Origin of the sequence: Natronorubrum sulfidifaciens JCM 14089, assembly GCF_000337735.1 — an archaeon.
GTDB lineage: Archaea > Halobacteriota > Halobacteria > Halobacteriales > Natrialbaceae > Natronorubrum > Natronorubrum sulfidifaciens.
On record NZ_AOHX01000046.1, the window covers coordinates 43,987 to 63,068 of the forward strand.

The window sequence follows — 19,082 nt, forward strand, 5'->3', positions numbered from 1 at the left end:
TTACCCGTCGGCCCGTTGAGATGGCTGTATGGTCGAGAACGTCATCTGGCCCGCCTATCTCGATGCGGCCCTGTCGCGATCCGAGGGGCGGCGCGTGTCACAGGAGCTCGCGGTCGAAGAACCGACGGTCGACGAAATCGCCAAGGCGGTCCAGCAGATCGGGTACGACGCCACGATCGAACGGGACAAAGCCTACTCCCGGGAGCACTGGGCTGACCGCGGTCGCGTCGTCGTCCGTGGGGCCGACGACTCGACGAAAAATGACCTCGTCCAAGCCGTCGCGGCCTACGTCGTCGCGATGCGCGAGTAACATGCGCCGCGTTGGCTCAGTCGTCCGCACCGCACAGGGACTGGCCGTCTTGCGGGCGGACGAACGCGACGACGGACCCGGCTCGAGCGATCCGTTTCGCGACGAAATCGGGACGATGGTCCTCGACGACTCCCTCGAGGAAGTCGGCCGTGTCGTCGACGTCTTCGGCCCGGTCGAACGGCCATATCTTGCGGTGACGCCCGACGCCGGCGTCCACCTGCCGTCGCTCGTCGGCTCGACGCTGTACGCCCGCTAGCGTGCTCGCGTACAGTTGAGACGTCGATACGCCTCGAGTGAAGACGAAAACACCCATACGAACGGGGGACAAACCCCGCGCTATGAACCATCGGACACGGGTCCTGCTCGCCGTCGGCGTGACCGTGGTGCTCTTTCTCGGCGTCCAGTTCGGTGCGCTGGCGCTGATCGAGCCTTTCCACGAGTCGGAGCGCCAGGCCGTCGAGAACCCTGACGACCCGACGAACAGCGTGGTCTACTTCGCGATTATCCTCGTCGCGACCGCGTTCATGCTCGTGACGTTCAAATACGACGTCGAATGGCTGATCAAGGCCCTGATCATCGGCGTCAGCGTGATGCTCGCGTGGTTCGTCTTCGCCGAGCTCGTCCCACCCGTCGCGACCGTCGGCTCGGTGAATGTCATCGCCGCGCTCGGGGCCATCGCCGTCGGCGCGGGGCTGTTGTTCTATCCGGAGTGGTACGTCATCGACAGCACGGGGGTGATCATGGGTGCTGGCGCTGCGGCCCTGTTCGGGATCAGTTTCGGCCTGCTGCCCGCAATCCTGTTGCTCGCCGTCCTCGCCATCTACGACGCCATCAGCGTCTACCGAACCGAGCACATGCTCGACCTCGCCGAAGGCGTCATGGATCTCAAAATCCCCGTCGTTCTCGTCATCCCGACGTCGCTTTCGTTTTCCTACCTCGAGTCGGGAAGCACCGACGACGTCCTCGACGACACGACGGCCTCGAGCGACGGCGACGAACCGGTCCCGTCAACCGACCCTGACAGTGTCGCCGCCGATGCCGACGGTTCGGATGACAGTCCCGACGAGTCGGCTGCTGAGGCGGATGCACTCGAGCGAGACGCCCTGTTTATCGGGCTTGGTGACGCCGTGATTCCGACGATTCTCGTCGCGAGCGCGGCGTACTTCCTCGATGTCGGCACGATTTCGGTCCCGGGAATCGCGCTGAACCTCCCCGCACTCGGTGCGATCATCGGGACGATCGCCGGCCTGCTCGTGCTCATGCATATGGTTCTCAAAGGAAAGCCACACGCGGGACTGCCGCTGTTAAACGGCGGGGCGATCGGTGGCTACCTGCTCGGTGCGATCGCCAGTGGGCTGTCGCTTGCGACGGCGCTTGGCTTCTGAACGGCTCGAGCACGGTCACCCGTCCCATAGACGCTCGAGTTACTCGTTGTCGCCGTCACCGCTGTCGTCGCTCGCTTCGATGCGGTCGATGCTGACGGTGTCACCGTGCTCGAGGCCGGTAGCCATCGTGTTGACCCGTGCACGTTCGTCCTCGAAAACCGTGTCGGCGGCGGGATAGATCGCGGCGACGACGAGATACTCGTAGTCGTGCTCGGGCAGGGCGATGTCGAAGAAGACATCGAGTTCGGTCCCGCCGTCGAGTGTCGCCGTCGCCTCGTACGTATCGAATGAGACCATCGTGTTGGGGCCGTCCGGTTCGATCGCTCGGCCACCGATGTTGGCACCGAGTTCGAGGTCGTCGTACTGGGCTTGCATCCGCTCGGCCAACTCCGCCGTCGTGAGCTCGCCGATGGGGTTGAACGTCTCGTCTGCAACGCGGATCTGTGGCGTCGAGGTGAGCGAGAACACCCCCGCGTCCGTCTCGCCGTCGACGTCCTCGAGCGGGAGTTCGATCGAGCGGCTGTACTCGCTGTGATAGCTCGTCAGGCCGACGCTCTCACCGCCGAACTCGCGTTCTTCGGTCCGCTCTCTCGTACCCTGATACTCGTAGCCGGCCTCCGTTTCCGCCGCCGTCGAGACACGAATCGGTGACGCGTCGAACGTCAGCTCCTCGTTGAGAACGTCGCTGAGACACCCCGCCGACGTACCCACAGCGCCGGCTGCAACGGTTCCAACGAACTGTCGTCGGTTCATCTACTCTGGTCGACTGTACTCTCGCGCATAACGTTCGCGGTGATCTTCACACCCTGCAATCGGTCGGCTCGCTCGAGACCACACGACGCGCTGGGGTCACCGACTCGAGCCGTCGGTCGACTTCGTCTCGGAAGCCACCGCCGTCCGGATCTCGAACCGAGCACCGCCGTCGTCGCCAGCCGCTACCGTAATCGACCAGCCGTGTGCGTCGACGACGCGTTTGACGATCGCCAATCCATACCCGGTACCGGCCGTTTCGGTCGTGTAGCCGGCGTCGAAGATCCGGCTTCGGTCTGCCGATGGCACACCGGGGCCGTTGTCCGCGACGTAAAACCCACTGACCGCTGTCGCCGCTTCGGCGGTCGGTTCGAGCACACCGACCTCGATCGACGGCTGCCCATCGCCGTCTTGTTGTCGACCGCTCGTCGAGCCGTGTTCGACGGCGTTCCGAAACAGGTTCTCGAGAAGCGTTGCAAGCAGGGACGGGTCCGCCCGGATCGTGGCCGACTCCGAAACCGAGACTGCCGCGCCATCCGTTGTGACGTGTTCCCATGCCCGTTCGACGGCCGTCTCGAGGTCGATTGCCTCGGGCTCGTCGACGCTGTCGGTCGTCGCGAGCACGAGCGCGTCGTCGATGATCGTCTCCATGCGCTCGAGCGACGAGCGAATCGCGGACACGGACTCGTCTGCCGTGTCCGGCACAGACCCAGCACTGCCGTCCTCGAGCGACTGTGCTGTCGCGAGGCCGACCGAGAGTGGGTTCCGAAGATCGTGTGACAGCAGCGTGGCGAACGTTTCCATCCGATCGGCCTGCTCGCGGGCTTGCCGCTCGAGGCGTCGTCGGTCGGTAATCTCGACGTGCATGACGAGGACGTACCGATCGCCGTCGTGGTGGTACGCCGTGGCGTCCATCGTAAACCAGTGCTTTTCGGTGGGCGTATGGCACGGATACTCGAGGGAGAACGTCTCGCGTTCGCCGGCGATGATCGCTCGGAGACCGCACGCGGTGTCGGCTGCATCAGCCCCCGAACTGGTGTCACAGACCTCGAGATAGTTGACTCCGACAGCGGCCGCTCCGTCCGCCAGTCCCTGCTCGTCGCCGAACGCGGTCCACGAGCGGTTCGTGTAGACGATTACACCGTCGTCGTCGAGGATCGCAACGTGGGCCGGAAGCGCGTCGAACCCAGCACCGACGACCGAGTCGGAGGTGTCCATCAGTGGATACTGGGTGCTCGTGCTACTTGAACGATTTCGCTACCAGACCTGATGAACCGATCCGCGAGTGCAGCCGCTCGATGCTCACTCGCCGGACGGCAACCGGTACGTCGCGCCGTCGTCGGTGTCCTGCACTTCGATCCCCAGTGTCTCGAGTTCATCGCGTAACTCGTCGGCGCGCTCGTAGTTGCCCGCCTCGCGTTCCTGTTCGCGCACGTCGAGGACGAGTTCGACCACGTCACCCGCCAGCTCCGCGGTGCCCGTCGTCTCGCCGCCGAAGGCGAGGCCGAGAACCGCCCCGAACTCCTCGAGCGTCTCGACGGCCTGTCGGAGCCCACGGTAGTCGTACGCCTCGCGGTCGTCGACATGGGAGTTGATCGCCGTTGCAATCGACAGCAGTGCCGACTGCGCTTCGCGCGTGTTGAAGTCGTCGTTCATTGCGTCGACGAACGATGTTCGGGCCGCATCGACCTCGGCACGGAACGATTCGGCTTCGACTTTCGTCCGAGCGTCGGGTGAGTCAACTGCCTCGACAGCCGTCTCGTACGCGCGCTCGAGTCGATCCCAGCGCTCCTCGGCTTCGGTAATCGTCTCGTCGGCGTAGAGTTGTTGGCTATTATACGAGCCCGCAGTGAGGAACGTTCGCAAGACGTTCGTCCCCCACTTGTCGACGGCCTCGTCGACGGTGACGAAGTTCCCGAGACTCGAGGACATCTTCTCTTCGCCCATCTGGAACAGCTCACAGTGGAGCCAGTAGTTGGCAAAACGCTGGCCCGTCGCAGCCTCAGATTGGGCGATTTCGTTTTCGTGGTGGGGAAAGACGAGGTCTCGGCCGCCAACGTGGATGTCGAGCGTCTCGCCGAGATGGGTCATGCTCATCGCCGAGCACTCGATGTGCCAGCCGGGGCGGCCCTCGCCCCACGGCGACTCCCACGTCTGTCCCGTCGGCGTCGCACAGCCGTGGTCGACGCCCTCGTGGCGGTGTTCGGAAACGGCGTCTTCGTCGACGCCGCCGGCTTTCCAGAGCGCGAAGTCGGCTGGATTGCGCTTTTCGGACCGTTCGTCCGGCTCGCCCTGAGACTCGATCTCCTCGAGTTCCTGATTCGAGAGCTTTCCGTACTCCTCGAAGCTGGCCACGTCGAAGTAGACCGAGCCGTTGGATTCGTAGGCGTAGCCGTTCTCGATTAGGGTCTCGACGAGGTCGATGATCTCGGGGACGTGTTCGGAGACGCGCGGGTACACCTCCGCGCGCAGGAGGTTGAGCGCGCGCATGTCGGCGAGCGTCTGTCCGATGTACGTCTCTGCGACGCTGGCTTCGTCCTCGCCTAACTCGGCCTCGCCCACGCGGGCGACGATCTTCTCGTTGATGTCGGTGAAGTTCTCGACGTGGCGGACATCGTAGCCGAGGTACTCGAGCCAGCGGTGCATGACGTCGACGTGGACCCACGAGCGGGCGTGGCCCAGATGCGGCGGATCAGAAACCGTCAGGCCACAGTAGTAGAGGAGAACGTTCTCGGGGTCCTGTGGCTCGAACGGCTCTTTCTCGCCCGTCAACGTGTTCGTCACGTGTAGGGTCATTACGAACGTGTACCTCCGGCCCGTAGTTAAACACTGTTAATAGCCGGGTCGGACTCGAGCGCTGATAGTAGCGAGAGCTATACGATGTGCCATCTATCGATCAACTGTGACTCACGACCGCATCCACGCTCGCAAACCGACACACCATACAGAGCGGTGGTCGGTCGGCACGATCCAGCGACTCGAGACGCGAGACGGCCACTGTGTCGTCGCCGTCGACACCGAGGCCGGTGAGACGGTCGAACTCATCGTCACCCTCGCCATCAGAGACCTGTTCTTGGGCCGACTCCCGATCGACAGCGACGAGTCGCCGGTCGGCCAGCGAGTCTGGTACCGCCAACACGGCGGCCAGCCCTGACAACTCGACCCCGCATTCAGTTCCGGGCGGGATACTCCACGTCGTCCTCGAGGTCGAGCCCCTCGAGAAATGCCACGCCCTGCGTGTGGCCCTGCTCGATCAGTTCCGCGAGGAACTCGGGGTCGCGGTCGAGTTTGCTCGAGTGGTGATACCCCCGCAACTGGAGTCGGCGGATCGTCGTTGTCGTGTACTCGGGGTGGTCGAAGTGGCCGTTCTCGATCCACTCGTTGATCCGTTCGATGGTCCGTAGCTCCTGGTTCAGCGAGATGTTGCCCGCGAGCTCGTTTCGTCGGTCGGTGATCTCGGCGAGTCCGGTCGGCACCGTCTCCCGCTCCTGTGGATTGATCTGGATGACCCACAGCTCCTCGGGCGTTCGCTCGCCGGACACCGACATGAGGTCTTTTACTGGCGGGTTCTGTGAGAAGAGCCCATCCCAGTGGGCTTCGCCGTTGATCTCGACCGCTTCGAACAGCGTCGGGATCGCCGCGGAGGCGAGCACCGCATCGACGGTGACGTCCTCGTTCGTAAACGTCTCGAAGGCTCCATCGGAGACGTTGACCGTGCCGACGACGAGTTCCGGCTCCTCGTACGCACAGAGGGCCGGCAGCGCGTCGAAGTCGATGTGGCGCTCGAGAACGTCCCTGATCCGCTGTTGGCCCCAGTCGGACCCCGGCGAGTAGTACGGACTGACCTGTGGCACGCCGACGCCCTCGCTCTGGAATCGGGAGACGAGCGAGACCCACTGGTTGAGCACGCTATCGGCGTAATCATTCGCCGCCATGTCGGCCCAGATCGCCTCGAGTAACTCCACTGCGGCCGATTCGTCAGCGGTGACGAGCCCGTACCACGCCGCGAGCGCGCTGAACGCGCCGCCGGACGTGCCGCTGATCCCGACCAGTTCGAACTCGTCGTCCCAGTCTGCCTCCGAGAGCAGCGCCCGGAGCACACCGGCTGTGAACGCGGTGTGGCTGCCGCCGCCCTGACACGCGATCGCAACCTGTGTCGGCTCGTCGGTCTTCGATTCACTCATACGTGGTCGTGTAGCCGCCGTCGAACAGCAGATCGCCGCCGTTGAGATGGGTTGCGTGCCTCGAGAAGCCGAAGACGAAGAGGTTCGCGACTTCCGCGGGCGTCATCATCGTCTTGGTGCGTGCGGGCCCGAGCATCACATCCTCGACGACTTCCGTCTCAGAGAGCCCGCGACTGGCTGCCGTGTCGGCGATCTGGTCGGCCATCAGCGGCGTCAGCACGTAGCCGACGCTGACACTGAAGCCGCGAACGTCGCCGCCGCCTTCCGCGGCGATCGACTTCGTTAGCCCGTTGAGCGCGTGTTTGGCCGTGATGTAGGGTGCCTTGTCCTGTGTCGCGTAATGGCCGTGGACCGAGGACATGTTCGCGATGGCTCCCGTGCCGGCACCGCTTGCCTCGATGTGGGGCATGGCGTACTTCGAGAGCAAAAACGGCGCTCTGATCATCACCGACTGGAGCAGATCGTACTGCTCGACCGGGAACTCGGCGATCGATTCGATGTGTTGCATCCCGGCGATGTTGGCGACAAAAGAGAGGTCGCCCTCCTCGGCGGCCGCATCGACCATCGCCTCGACGTCGCCGTCGTCGGTCAGATCCGTCGGCACCGAGAGGAATCGGCCCTCGGGATCGAACGATTTGATCGTCGCGGTCGTCTCCTCGAGTCCTGTCTCGTCGATGTCGGCACCGACGACAGTTAAGCCGTTGACGGCGAGTGCAACCGCAAGCGCCTCGCCGATTCCCGACGCCGCCCCGGTGACGATCGCGACGGTATCGGGAGTGAACGCTGGGTCCTCGAGTACGAGCAGGTCATCCGCAGTCAGCTCCGGCGGTTCGAGTTCGGGGGTCGATGACATCTCTACGGCAACACTGTCAGCGACGCTATAAATAGCTTCAGCGTGCACGTGACATTGGAAGTCGAAAGCGCCACTCAGCTACGTCGTCCGAGGGACGTTCTCGAGGGCATCTTCGACCGCCCGGAGCGCGTTGGCTCCCTCGAGGCGCTCGACGATGACGAGCAACGAGCCATCGCCAACGGCGGCTGCGAGTGGTGTGATCTCCTCGAGTGCGAGACGCTGTACGATGTTGGCGAGTGCGGCCGCGTCGACATCGCCGGTCACGAGGATGCCCGTCCGATCACCACCGCCGGGGCCGAACGCCGTCCCACCAAGCGAGAGCAGCGCGTCGTCCGTTCCGGGCTCGACCGCCCCAATCTCGCTTTTCATCGTCACTCGAACGTCCCGCGACTCGGTTTCGTACGCCGGTGACGCCTCGGCGTAGCGACGCAGCGCTGTCGCGACCGCGTCGGTCTCGCCATCGACCTCGAGAAACCGGGCAGCGGCGGTGTAGTTGACGACGCCCGCTCGCAGCGCCGCGACGAGAAACGGATGCGACTCGGCGACACGACGGGTTTCGGCTGCCAGTGACATACTCCAGAGCGCGACCTGTGTCGGCATAAATTCGACGACCAGCGGCTTCCGAACGTCGGCTGGTCGGGACGGCGCTCCGTACCGGGACCGCGGCGTTTTTGCCGTGAGCGCCCAACGCTTGGGCATGGACCTTTCCGACATCGAAGCGCTCATCGAAGCGGAACTCGAGGACGCCGACGCGACGGTCACGCACGCACGCGACAAACACGACGACGACCATCTCGCAGCAACAGTCGTCGCTCCCGAGTTCGAGGGTATGCCGCTGGTTCAGCAACATCAGGCGGTGTACGACGCCCTTGGCGATCACATGACGACGGATATCCACGCCCTCGAGCTCTCGACGTACACGCCCGAGGAGTACGACGAGGCCTGAGACGGGTTGCTGTCCCGAGCACGGACGTCGGGATCGTGATCAGCAAGCCGTGCCGACAGCAGTCCGTCTCAGCGTTACTCGTTGGAAGACACACTGCCTACCGGAACCGCAGCTTTATCCTTCGCTCCTGATAGGACATTCATATGGAAGCGCTTCATCCCCGCATCAGGCTGCTCTGGATCGCCAGCTGGGCGATCGGTGCGCTCGTTCTCGCTGTCGGCCTCGCCGCCGTCGATCAGTGGTTCGTCGACGTTCCGACGGCTGTCATCGTCGGGGTCGTCGCCGTCGCGTTCGTCATCGGGATCGCCTACGCCGTCCGACGCTATCAGGTCTGGAAATTCGAACTCCAGCCGGACGCGCTCTACCTCGAGCGCGGCGTCGTCACGTTCGTCGAGACCGCAGTCCCGTTCGTCCGCGTCCAGCACGTCGACACGCAGTTCGGCCCCATCGAGCGGGTGCTTGGCCTCTCGAGTGTGGTTGTCTACACGGCCGGAACGCGCAATGCCGACGTTCGGATTCCGGGACTGACGCCCGCCCGCGCCCGTGATCTGCAGGACACGCTTCGCGAACTCGCCGTCGAGAGTGAAGCCGACGACGCTGTGTAACTGAAATGAATCGACTCCACCCACTTAGCGCGGTCACCTACGCCATCCAGTACGGATTCATGTGGCTGTGGGTTCCGATCGTGCTCGTCTTGGTTCTCGGCGGCATCGTCGGCCCGGTCAGTCCGGCATGGGCCCCCATCGCGGCACCAGTCGGCTTTCTCGCCGGGGCAGCCTACGGAATCGTCTACTACTACCGATTCGGGTACCGTATCACGCCCGATACGTTCGATGTCTCGTCCGGCGTGATCGCCCGTCGCTCTCGAGAGATTCCCTACGGTCGGATCCAGAACGTCGACGTCAGACAGGGCGTTTTGCAGCGACTGCTCGGTCTCGCGATCGTTTCCATCGAGACCGCCGGCGGCGGCTCCACCGAGGCGTCGCTCAACTTCGTCAGCGAGTCGGAAGCGAACCGGCTTCAGGAACAGATCCGCCGACGAACCGCCGAGGTGAAAGACCGCCGACGCAACCGAAATCGCGCGGCGACGCCGTCTGACCGACCGGATGTCGATGCGGTCAGTTCGGGCGATGGCGAAGATAGTGCCGTCGAGGCCGGGACCGCTGGTGACGAGCACGTTTCAGACCCCACTGCGCGCAACGACCGCGAGACGGGGCCGACATCCGAAGACCGCGTTGTCGAACCGCGCCGCCGTCGTCGGACGCGCCTGTTCGACCTCGAAGCGCGAGAACTCCTGTTGTACTCGTTTACGTCGTTTCGACCGGCGGCAATCGCAGCCGCCATGTTCGTCTTCTTCCTTGCGACCGACACAGTCCTCGATCTGTTCGTCATGACGGCACAACCCCTCGGTGGCCCGTCGGCGATCGGCGAGGGATCGCCAACCAGTTACGGCGTCCTGACGGTGGTGTCGGCGATCAACGCCATCCTCATTACGTATCTGCTGAGCGTCGCGTACACGTTCGCCACCTACTACGACTTCCAGCTCGGTCGCGTTGATGAGGACTTCGTCTATGAACGGGGACTGCTCCAGCGCTACAGCGGGTCGATCCCCGTCGAGAAGGTTCAGTCGGTGACGGTGACCGAGAACCCGCTGCAGCGACTGATCGGCTACGCCGGGCTGTGGGTCGAAACCGCGGGCTACGGACCCGAAAGCAGCGGTGGCAGTCAGTCGGCCGTCCCGCTTGCTCGTCGCCGCCACATTCATCGGTTCACCGAAAACCTCACCGGCGTCGAGACGCCACAGTTCCGGAGTCCACCACCGCTTGCTCGACGGCGCTATCTGGTCCGCTACTCGCTGGTCGCCGGCCTGCTCGTCGCAGCCGTGTTTGCCATCACGCAGTTCACCGCGCTCGAGCGCTGGTATCTCGCCGCGGTCGTCTTCGCGGCTGTTCCGCCAGCCGCACACCTCAAATACGTTCATTTGGGCTACTACGTCGGTGACGACCATCTGGTCATCCGGCGTGGCTTCTGGAGTCGGCGAACGACCGTGATCCCCTACTACCGAATCCAGACGGTCTCGACGCGGCGGTCGATCTTCCAGCGCCGCCTCGGACTGGCCTCGCTGGTCGTCGACACCGCGAGTTCGCAGACGTTCGTCTGGACGACACCGACGATCTACGACGTCGATCTCGAGGACGCTCGTGACGTGAACATGACCAGCCGAAAACGCCTCCAGTCGGCGCTCCGTGAGCGTGCACGCGACGACGACCTCGGGATGTCGGCTGATTTCACCTGATACGGTTTCCTGTCGTCACTGACCGCCGATCACCGACCCGTGCTGGCGATCGGCAGGATATCGGGACAGCAATCCGGATGACTCCGTCGCCGGTTTTTCGGTGGGTTTTACCTGACACGCCCCAACGTCCAGCTATGGGTGACGAAGACACGGATTACCGTATCGAGGAGGACAGTCTCGGCGAGATGCAGGTTCCAACGGACGCCTACTGGGGCGCACAGACCCAGCGTGCGATCCAGAACTTCCCGATCTCGGGCATCTCGTTCAGTCGCCGCTTCGTCCGCGCACTCGGTGTCGTCAAGAAGGCCGCCGCGCAGGCAAACCGTGACCTTGGACTGGTCGACGACGACGTCGCGGAAGCCATCATCGAGGCTGCCGACGAAGTCATCGCCGGCGAACACGACGACCAGTTCCCGGTCGATGTTTTCCAGACCGGCTCCGGCACGTCCTCGAACATGAACGCCAACGAGGTCATCGCCAACCGCGCCGCCGAACTCATGGGTGCCGAAATCGGCGACCGCGTCGTCCACCCCAACGACCACGTCAACTACGGCCAGTCGAGCAACGACGTGATCCCGACGGCGATGCATGTCGCCGCCCTCGAGGCCGTCGAGAAAGACGTCATCCCCGCCCTCGACACGCTTCGTGAAGCACTCGAGGCGAAAGAAGATGAGTTCGACGACGTCGTCAAAACCGGCCGCACGCACCTGCAGGACGCGACGCCCGTCACGCTCGGTCAGGAGTTCGGCGGCTACCGCACGCAGGTCGAGAAAGGGCTCGGCCGCGTCGACAACGTCCGTGAGAATCTCTCCGAACTCGCCCTCGGTGGCACCGCAACCGGAACGGGACTCAACACCCACGAGGAGTTCCCCGGCCGCGCCGCCGAGTACATCACCAAAGAGACCGGCGTCCAGTTCCGCGAGGCTGACAACCACTTCGAGGCACAGGCCGCCCACGACGCCATGTCCGAGGCCCACGGCGCGCTCCGCGTCGTCGCCGGCTCGCTGAACAAGATTGCCAACGACCTGCGCCTGCTCGCCTCCGGCCCGCGAAACGGTCTTGGCGAGATCGAACAGCCCGAAAACCAGCCCGGTTCGTCGATCATGCCCGGCAAGATCAACCCCGTGATCGCCGAAGCCGTCAACCAGGTCCACAAGCAGGTCGTCGGCAACGACGCCGCCGTCGCCGCCGGCGCTGCCGAGGGCCAGATCGACCTCAACCTCTACAAGCCCGTGCTGGCCCACAACTTCCTCGAGTCCGCCGAACTCATCTCGAACTCGAGTCAGGTCTTCGCCGAGCGCTTCGTCGCGCCGCTCGAGGCCAACGCCGACTACTGCGCCGACCAGGTCGAACAGTCGATGGCGATGGCAACCTCCTTGAACGTCCACATCGGCTACGACAAGGCCAGCGAGGTCGCAAAGACCGCACTCAAAGAGGACAAAACGGTCCGCGAAGTCGTCCTCGAGAAGGGTTACCTCTCCGAAGACGAAGCCGACGAGGTGCTCGACCCCCGCAAGATGGCCCAGCGCGGTATCCTCGGGCAGGACGACTGACGCTCGAGGCTGCTGTAGACTGCGTTTCCGGTCCGACCACGAGGCAGTGTCCAAATCGGATGAACTGCCATTCATCACTCCATCTACGGTAGACGCTGCGCACTCGTGTACCCTTACTTATCAGGATTCGTATGCAAATCCGAGTGGCCAACGCGGTCGTTCTCGTGGTCATCGGAGATGACGGCTCACGATGAATACGGTTGTGAGTAACTAGCGTAATTAACCCTTCTTTCTTCCCTGACCGTCGCCGCTAAATCGGCACAGTGAACCCGAATCAGGCACGGTTTCGACGCAATAAAAGAACCCAAGCAGTTTTGATGGATGCTCGCGTCAGATGAAATATGCACACCTGTCGCAACTGCAACCAGTCTTTCCAGACGGAGCTCGCCCTCGAGTTACACCGAGACACGTGTACGAAAGGACAACTATTTTGTCAAGTCTGTGGCGACCGCTTTTCGGAGGGCGACGCAACGCAGGACGGCTGGCATTACGAGTGTCCGTCCGAGGACTGCGAGGGGGATGGTCTCCAAGAAGACCTGTATCGTGTCGACGACGTACGCACCGCAACGCACTGAACCAACTGACGACCTCAATCTCTGCTTTCTGGTTGCCCACTGCCACGGACTGCTGTCGTCAGCGGCCGCCCGTACCGGGACAACAGCCCGTATGAGCAGTCCACGCTCGACTTCAACGGTTACCGACTGCCACCACAACAGCCATATGACAGAAGTGAACTGTTGGGTCGAACACGGCGACTTTCGATATAGCAACATAGAATATACGTGTTCAGTCTCGTCCGAACCAGCGGTCGATCGCTGGCTGCCGAACGGTTCGACACGCTGCCAACGGACTCAGTTTCGAGCTACGCACTGAGTTCGGCTCGTGACCAGTTGTGACGACTTTCAGGCTTCGATGGAGTTGTCCGATCAGTGACCGCCGGATTCTCAGAGACACGGTCAGCGACGAGTCCGTGCCAGCGCCACTGGCGGCGTTCGATCATCTGAGCCGGTCTACTATCTCGCTCACGGGCGACAGGATCGGTGACGACAGTAGTCGGCCATGGTCTACGGACGGCGATGCGGCGCTCCAGTTGGCGCGGATAAGTGCTCGAGCCACGGATCAGCGAACCGACGGACCACGCCCGTCAGCGGTTCGGACAGTGGAGTCGGGGCCCTGTGACACACCCTTCGATGAGACGTGACTTGACGACCGACGACGTCGCCGCCGTTTCACGCATCCACTTTCGGTAGCTGGCCCCATCGCTGCCCGATTACGGCGACGACCCGTGAGTTCCTCGAGAACAGTGCCACCCTCGAGCAGCGATCGCTGGGCGTACTCCGTCTGGCTCAAGCCGGCCGCCCTGTGAGTGGCCTGCCGGAGCTATCGGTTCGCCCTCGTGGCTGGTGTCGTCCCAACTGAACCAATGTACACACCCATCACACAGCGAACGGGGAACGACGTGACCCGTTCGCCAGTTCGCGGTTCTCGCTCGAGTCCTCGCTCACGGGTCGTTCCTCCCCGTTCGCGTGTCCGCGGGTCTCACTCACGTCGTTCGCTCCGACCCGCGCCGCTCCGACCCGCGCTTCCGTCGTGCGAGCAGGTGCGTAGTGACGGTCAGTGGCTACTCGAGTCGGCGGTCATCGTCAGTCGACCTACTGACTCGAGCGCTGGTTGCCGCTCGTTGAGTCACAGTGACTCGAGTTAGTAGTTGTCGGATTGGTGGGGTGAAGGCCACGTTAGATGTCTCCAATACACATGGTAAAGACTCGCCGATAATGTCCGGAAGCGTATATTTTCTCGGCCGCTGTGGTGATCTGTAGAGCCCTGTTTTCGGGACGCAACCCCTAGGGTCTCTCCCTCCAGATGGTGGTTCAAATATTGCCGCATTTTGGGCGTTGATCGGTGCAATTCGGTTGGCCACACTTGGCCAGTGTGGGGTCGGGTTGCAAACCAGAGACTGATCGGAGACACATCAGTTTGACTGGCAGTGTTTCTTTGTCAACCGCTGCCGATCTCGATTCCGGCCTACTCTTTAGGTTCAAATCTAGCACTACAATTCGATATCTTGTGTGCCCATGCAGCAGCATAATCCGCTATTGCCGGCCGGATTGGGGTACTACAGATCGAAATAAATGCCCTTATTTGTGAATGTAGGATAGATTGAAGTGTCTTCGCTGAGAGCACCAGCGTATGGCCGACGACGATCGTGTTGCCGTGAAGACGTACGTCCCACGGTACCAGAAAGAGCGCTGGCAGGCACAGGCCGACGCCCTCGAGATGAGTCAAAGCGAGTTCGTCAGAACGATGGTCCAAGCAGGACGCCAGGAGTTCGAGATCCCATCCGACCAGTCGAAGACTGGCCCATCAGCCGGCACCGAGTCCGCAACTGACGACGAGTTCGCAGACCGAATTCTCGAGGTGCTCGACCGAAAGGGCGTCCTTGGCTGGGATGACCTCGTCGAGGCACTGGTCGATGACGTCGAAGCCGATCTCGACGCGGAACTACAGCGCTTGCAGGACGAAAACACGATCCGATACAGCGGCCGTGACGGCGGCTACGTACTCACCACCGATGACTGAGAGCCAACAGCAGCCGACGACGGTCGAGTACTTCCTCCAAGACATCGAACACCACGGCCGCAACGAACGGACCGCAACAGCCTACGAGCGCGTGCTCTCGGCGTATGAGCAGTTCCTCGACGATCGCTTCGACAAGACGCCACCAGCAGCCAGCTACCGGGACTGCATGGCGTGGGTACACGAGCTTCGAACCACACACTCAGCGAGCACCGTCGCGACGTATGCGTCGTATCTCAACCGCTTTTACAGCTATCTCGAGCGGGTCGGTCACGTCGAGGAAAACCCCATGACGGTCGTCTTAGAGGAGATGTCCGAATCGATCGAATCGAATCCGACCCGGCGTGACGTGACGTTGCCCGAGATGCGCTCGTTCGTGACGGCCGTTCGCCATCCGCTCCACCGGGCGCTCGTGACCACGCTGTTGAAAACCGGGATTCGAGCCGGCGAACTCTGTAACCTCGATCTGATCGATCTCCACCTCACACACGACGCTCAGACGTGGCAGCCTCGAGCCCACATTGCGGGCCGTCCGGACTCACTGTTTATCGCCACCGAGCATACCTACGGCCGCGAGTCTGGCGGTGAACGGCGGACCGCTTCGAACAAGCGCAAACGCGAGACCGTCATCCCCATCGACGAGGAACTGAAAACGGCGCTCGTGCGGTGGCTCGCAGTGCGACCGGATACGCCGTCACGAACGACGGGGGCAGCGACGGAGCCGCTGTTCGTGTCGACAGCCGACAACTGGGGACAGCGCCTGACGCCAAACGTCATCCACCACGTCGTCGAGCGGTATGCACGGGAACGAGGCTGGTACCGAACTGGCGGTGGGGCTGCCGAAAACGTCACCCCACACTATTTCAGACACTTCTTTACGACGCACCTACGGGACCGAACCGGCGACCGCGGTATCGTCCAGTACCTCCGAGGCGATGTCGCCAGCGACGTGATCGATACCTACACCCACAACTGGGGTGATCGAGTCCGGGAAACGTACCTCGAGCACATCTATTCGCTCTCCGTGTAGCGGGTGTTGTCGGAACAACTGAAACTGTTGCACACCGATCGCACAGCTGTCGTGCGACCGGGTGTACACTGACGGTCAGTGACTATTCTACGTTCGCCGTGTTACCGTTTTGCTATTCAGACAATACTCGTTTTGTACACAACGCGTTCGTCTCTCCTCGATCGGACAAATCCCATACCGCTATATCAAAACCAGATGGATTCCGTCCGTTCGAGACGCTACATTCGCGGGCGATCGGCCGGTTCAGCGTGGCTCGCAAGCGTTTTGACTATAGTAGCCACTGACCGTCACTGCGCACCTGCTCGCACGACGGGAGCGCGGGTCGGAGCGGCGCGGGTCGGAGCGGCGCGGGTCGGAGCGAACGACGTGAGTGAGACCCGCGGACACGCGAACGGGGAGGAACGACCCGTGAGCAAGGACTCGAGCGAGAACCGTGAACGAGCGAGCGGGGAACGACGTGATCCGTTCGCTGTGCGATTAGTGTGTCAATCGTTGCAGTTGTTACTATAGGCACGCGGTCTCTGCGTGTGATCGAAAACGGACTCGAGTCGTCACTCTCCGGCGATGGGGTCTCAAAACTTCGAAAACGCCGTTACTGCTCGACCGTCAGCTCCGTCTCGAGGTCGGCACCGTTCAGTAGCGAGCGAACGGCTGCCATCGTCTCGGTCGGCTCCGGTGTGCTCTCTAACAGCACGGTCTCGCTCGGGAACAGTTGCTCGCCGAGCAAGAGACCGTGGTCTCGAGCCGTCGATCCTGTGACGGTTAGGTAGACGCCGAGTCCGGTGTCGGCGATCGCGGCTTCCTCTTCGTGGCCGGCCTCGGGGTACGCAAAGTGGATTCCGTCGAGTGTCCGCGTTCCGAGGACGGCCTGCACGAGTCGTTCGTACCGGGGTTCGATACACAGCGGCCCCTCATAGCTCTCGAGGAACGTTCGATCGAGCGAGCCGGCGGCTGGGGCGACCTCAGGGGTCGCCATCAGTGTGTGGTAGACAGTATCACCAAGACCCGTGATCACGCGGACGTCGGTATCGGAGGGGTTGATTCGGGCGTTGATGTCTTCGATGCTGTCGAGTGGCTCCGGTCGGAGTTCGACGACCTCTTCCAAGATGAGATCCGCGCTGTCGAATCCGAGCCCAAACTCGTGGGTTCGAAGCGCTCGAAACGGCTCCTCGCGGCCGATTAACTGGATGGCTGCGCCATCAGCGGCGTCCTCGAGACCATCGAGCGGGATCGTGACGCTGTCGAAGACGATCCGCCGGGGTTTACCGGCTCGGTCATCTCGCAAAAGCGTGTACTCGGGTTTGGTCGGGTCGTCGATAGAGCTGTACGTGGCGAGACGATGGTAGACGTCGTTTGCAGCCGTATCGTCCTCGGGGTCGATCGTTCCCTTGGTGATCGCCTTCTCGTGACGGAGTGTCGACGAGATCTCGTCTGCGAGATCGGGAACATCGAGCCGCCGTGCGAGTCGGTCGAGTACCGACTCGAGCGGTCGACCTTTTCGTGGCACTGCGACCGGGATCGTCTCGCCCATCGACCGATGTTCAATCGGCGACGGATAAACGAGTTGCGTTTCGGGAACGAAACGCGGGTTAGTTCGAGAACATCGAGCCGAGCTGGTCGCGCCAGTCTTGAATGTCGGTGACGTCTGCTCGCACGTCCTCTAGTTCGTCTTCGACGTCTTCGAGCCCGTCTTCGACGCGCTCGAGATCCGCTGAAACGTCGTCGACGTCGGCGTCGAGATCCTCGACGTCATCCGTAAGGTCGCTCACGTCGTCCTCGAGTGTCTCCACATCGTCGTCGACGGCCTCGAGATCGTCCGCGACGTCATCGAGACGGTCTTCGGTGCCGCCAACACGGTCGTCCAGTGTGGCGAGGTCGGCGTCGATGGTCTCGAGATCCGCCTGCACGTCCTCGATCAGCTGTTTGCCGGTGCCGTTCTCCTCGAGGAACTGCTCGAGGGCGTCCGTGTAGGCAGCGACTTCTTCGACACGGGACTGGAGATGCTCGACTTTCGCGATGTCGGGGCCGGACGGCTCGAGGTCGAGTGCGGACCGAAGGAGGTCCCGCTCGTCTTCCTCGAGGTCGTCCGCACGAAGCTCCGTAACGAGCTGGTCGACGACGGACCCCTCGACCGTCGCCGCTGGTGGCTCGGCAGCCGACTCGTCGTCTCGTTCGCCGTCCTCCTCTGCGTCGTGGTCGGTCGGTGTGTCGTCTTCGGGCTCAGCTTCGATGTCGTCGGTGTCGGCTTCCGAGTCGGCTTCGTCTGTGCTCTCGAAATCGTCATCGGCTGTCGTTTCTGTCTCGTCGACATCCTCGTCCTCGAGATCACTCGCATCCGTTTCGTCGTCGAGTTCGGCGTCGACGGCGTCATCATCGGCGTCGACGGCATCCTCATCTTCAGTATCCTCGAGCGCCGATTCGTCCTCGGGTGTGTCGTCACCGAGGTCGATATCGAGATCGGTCGCCGTCTCGTCATCGTCGGCGTCGGCGGCGTCCGGAATGTCGTCCTCACCGAAGCCGAGATCGATATCCGGCGTGTCGTCGTCATCGTCGTCACGGTCGTCGTCGACCGGCTCGGGCTCGGTGTCGACGTCGCCGAGATCCAGATCGAGATCGAGCCCGCCGTCGTCCTCGGAATCGTCATCGTCGGCTGCTGTAGCATCGTCAGTCGACGCTTCGTCCTCGAGTCCGGGAACGGTATCGGACTCGCCGGAGATCATGTCTTTGACGGGCTGGTTGCGGTCGTTTTCGACGATGTTCCCGATGACGTCATCGTCGAGTGCTTCGGCGTCGGAGCCGCCCTCGCCCTCGGAACTGACTTCGACGATCGTCGGCTCCGTCATGAACGGTTCGGCTTCGCTCTCGTCGTCGATCCGGATGCCGTACACTGTCAAGATTGACTCGTCCGGCTCGATGTGTCCGGTGAACTCGACGTGGTTGTCCTGAAACGCCGTCCAGTCGTCGCTGTGATAGTCGGGATGGAATCCGACTTTGTCCATCGGGAACGAATCGGGAATGTCTTCGGAGAGTCGAAACGCAACCTGCTCGTCGTGGTCCGATTCGATCTCGAATCGGATCGCGGGGACGGGAAACTCGTCCGCCGTGAACGTCTTCTGGACGGAGAGGCCATCAGCACTGACCTCGATCACGTCGTCCGTCTCTGCGGTGGTACTCATGGGGCCAACGTTACCACACCAT

General features: G+C 62.7%; 19 protein-coding genes. 11 read left to right on the plus strand and 8 right to left on the minus strand.

Annotated features, from left to right (window positions below):
- Positions 1-28 precede the first annotated feature (28 nt).
- The 3 genes from srp19 (at position 29) to C495_RS14955 (ending at position 1,695) form a co-directional block, all read left to right on the plus strand.
- Positions 29-310, plus strand: coding sequence for a signal recognition particle subunit SRP19 (gene srp19, locus C495_RS14945; RefSeq protein ID WP_008164382.1), 282 nt, complete (start codon positions 29-31; stop codon positions 308-310).
- A gap of 1 nt (position 311) precedes the next feature.
- Positions 312-566, plus strand: a complete 255-nt coding sequence (locus C495_RS14950; RefSeq protein ID WP_008164384.1) for an H/ACA ribonucleoprotein complex subunit GAR1 — start codon at positions 312-314, stop codon at positions 564-566.
- A gap of 82 nt (positions 567-648) precedes the next feature.
- Positions 649-1,695 carry a presenilin family intramembrane aspartyl protease PSH gene (locus tag C495_RS14955; protein ID WP_008164386.1) on the plus strand — a complete coding sequence of 349 codons (1,047 nt, stop codon included), beginning with the start codon at positions 649-651 and terminating at the stop codon, positions 1,693-1,695.
- A gap of 39 nt (positions 1,696-1,734) precedes the next feature.
- On the opposite strand, the gene C495_RS14960 is transcribed toward C495_RS14955, so the two are convergent.
- From C495_RS14960 to cysS, 3 genes are all read right to left on the minus strand, one after another.
- A complete protein-coding gene (locus tag C495_RS14960; protein ID WP_008164388.1) occupies positions 1,735-2,448 on the minus strand; it encodes a DUF6517 family protein in 714 nt (237 codons plus the stop codon).
- A 96-nt stretch (positions 2,449-2,544) separates the two neighbouring features.
- On the minus strand, positions 2,545-3,663 hold the full coding sequence (locus C495_RS14965) for a sensor histidine kinase (RefSeq protein WP_008164390.1): 1,119 nt from the start codon (positions 3,661-3,663) through the stop codon (positions 2,545-2,547).
- 84 nt (positions 3,664-3,747) lie between these two features.
- On the minus strand, positions 3,748-5,241 hold the full coding sequence (gene cysS / locus C495_RS14970; protein ID WP_008164391.1) for a cysteine--tRNA ligase: 1,494 nt from the start codon (positions 5,239-5,241) through the stop codon (positions 3,748-3,750).
- A gap of 106 nt (positions 5,242-5,347) precedes the next feature.
- Here cysS and C495_RS14975 point away from each other — a divergent pair, with 106 nt between their 5' ends.
- Complete coding sequence (locus C495_RS14975) at positions 5,348-5,599, plus strand: DUF7861 family protein (RefSeq protein ID WP_008164393.1); 252 nt, start codon at positions 5,348-5,350, stop codon at positions 5,597-5,599.
- A 16-nt stretch (positions 5,600-5,615) separates the two neighbouring features.
- On the opposite strand, the gene C495_RS14980 is transcribed toward C495_RS14975, so the two are convergent.
- The 3 genes from C495_RS14980 to C495_RS14990 form a co-directional block, all read right to left on the minus strand.
- Positions 5,616-6,629 (minus strand): patatin-like phospholipase family protein, encoded by a 1,014-nt coding sequence (locus C495_RS14980; protein WP_008164396.1) that lies wholly within the window; start codon positions 6,627-6,629, stop codon positions 5,616-5,618.
- On the minus strand, positions 6,622-7,482 hold the full coding sequence (locus C495_RS14985) for an SDR family oxidoreductase (RefSeq protein WP_008164398.1): 861 nt from the start codon (positions 7,480-7,482) through the stop codon (positions 6,622-6,624). Before C495_RS14985 ends, C495_RS14980 begins: the two co-directional genes overlap by 8 nt.
- A gap of 78 nt (positions 7,483-7,560) precedes the next feature.
- The gene (locus tag C495_RS14990) at positions 7,561-8,082 is read right to left on the minus strand and encodes a DUF7523 family protein (protein WP_008164400.1); all 522 of its coding nucleotides are present in this window, start codon (positions 8,080-8,082) and stop codon (positions 7,561-7,563) included.
- A gap of 97 nt (positions 8,083-8,179) precedes the next feature.
- Between C495_RS14990 and C495_RS14995 the strand changes: the two genes are divergently transcribed.
- From C495_RS14995 to C495_RS15025, 7 genes are all read left to right on the plus strand, one after another.
- Positions 8,180-8,428: a BolA family protein gene (locus C495_RS14995; protein WP_008164403.1), complete on the plus strand. Its 249-nt coding sequence runs from the start codon at positions 8,180-8,182 to the stop codon at positions 8,426-8,428.
- A gap of 143 nt (positions 8,429-8,571) precedes the next feature.
- Positions 8,572-9,033, plus strand: coding sequence for a PH domain-containing protein (locus tag C495_RS15000; protein ID WP_008164405.1), 462 nt, complete (start codon positions 8,572-8,574; stop codon positions 9,031-9,033).
- A 5-nt stretch (positions 9,034-9,038) separates the two neighbouring features.
- Positions 9,039-10,724 (plus strand): PH domain-containing protein, encoded by a 1,686-nt coding sequence (locus C495_RS15005; RefSeq protein ID WP_008164408.1) that lies wholly within the window; start codon positions 9,039-9,041, stop codon positions 10,722-10,724.
- Between the two features lie 134 nt (positions 10,725-10,858).
- On the plus strand, positions 10,859-12,277 hold the full coding sequence (locus C495_RS15010) for a class II fumarate hydratase (RefSeq protein WP_008164409.1): 1,419 nt from the start codon (positions 10,859-10,861) through the stop codon (positions 12,275-12,277).
- A gap of 341 nt (positions 12,278-12,618) precedes the next feature.
- Entirely contained in the window at positions 12,619-12,852 is a 234-nt protein-coding gene (locus C495_RS15015; protein ID WP_008164411.1) for a hypothetical protein, read from the plus strand.
- A 1,615-nt stretch (positions 12,853-14,467) separates the two neighbouring features.
- A complete protein-coding gene (locus tag C495_RS15020) occupies positions 14,468-14,857 on the plus strand; it encodes a DUF5805 domain-containing protein (protein WP_008164412.1) in 390 nt (129 codons plus the stop codon).
- Complete coding sequence (locus C495_RS15025) at positions 14,850-15,884, plus strand: tyrosine-type recombinase/integrase (protein WP_008164414.1); 1,035 nt, start codon at positions 14,850-14,852, stop codon at positions 15,882-15,884. Before C495_RS15020 ends, C495_RS15025 begins: the two co-directional genes overlap by 8 nt.
- Before the next feature lie 592 nt (positions 15,885-16,476).
- Here the strand turns inward: C495_RS15025 and C495_RS15030 are convergent.
- On the minus strand, positions 16,477-17,415 hold the full coding sequence (locus C495_RS15030) for a hypothetical protein (RefSeq protein ID WP_008164417.1): 939 nt from the start codon (positions 17,413-17,415) through the stop codon (positions 16,477-16,479).
- 58 nt (positions 17,416-17,473) lie between these two features.
- Positions 17,474-19,060: a hypothetical protein gene (locus tag C495_RS15035; RefSeq protein WP_008164418.1), complete on the minus strand. Its 1,587-nt coding sequence runs from the start codon at positions 19,058-19,060 to the stop codon at positions 17,474-17,476.
- Between the last annotated feature and the right edge of the window lie 22 nt (positions 19,061-19,082).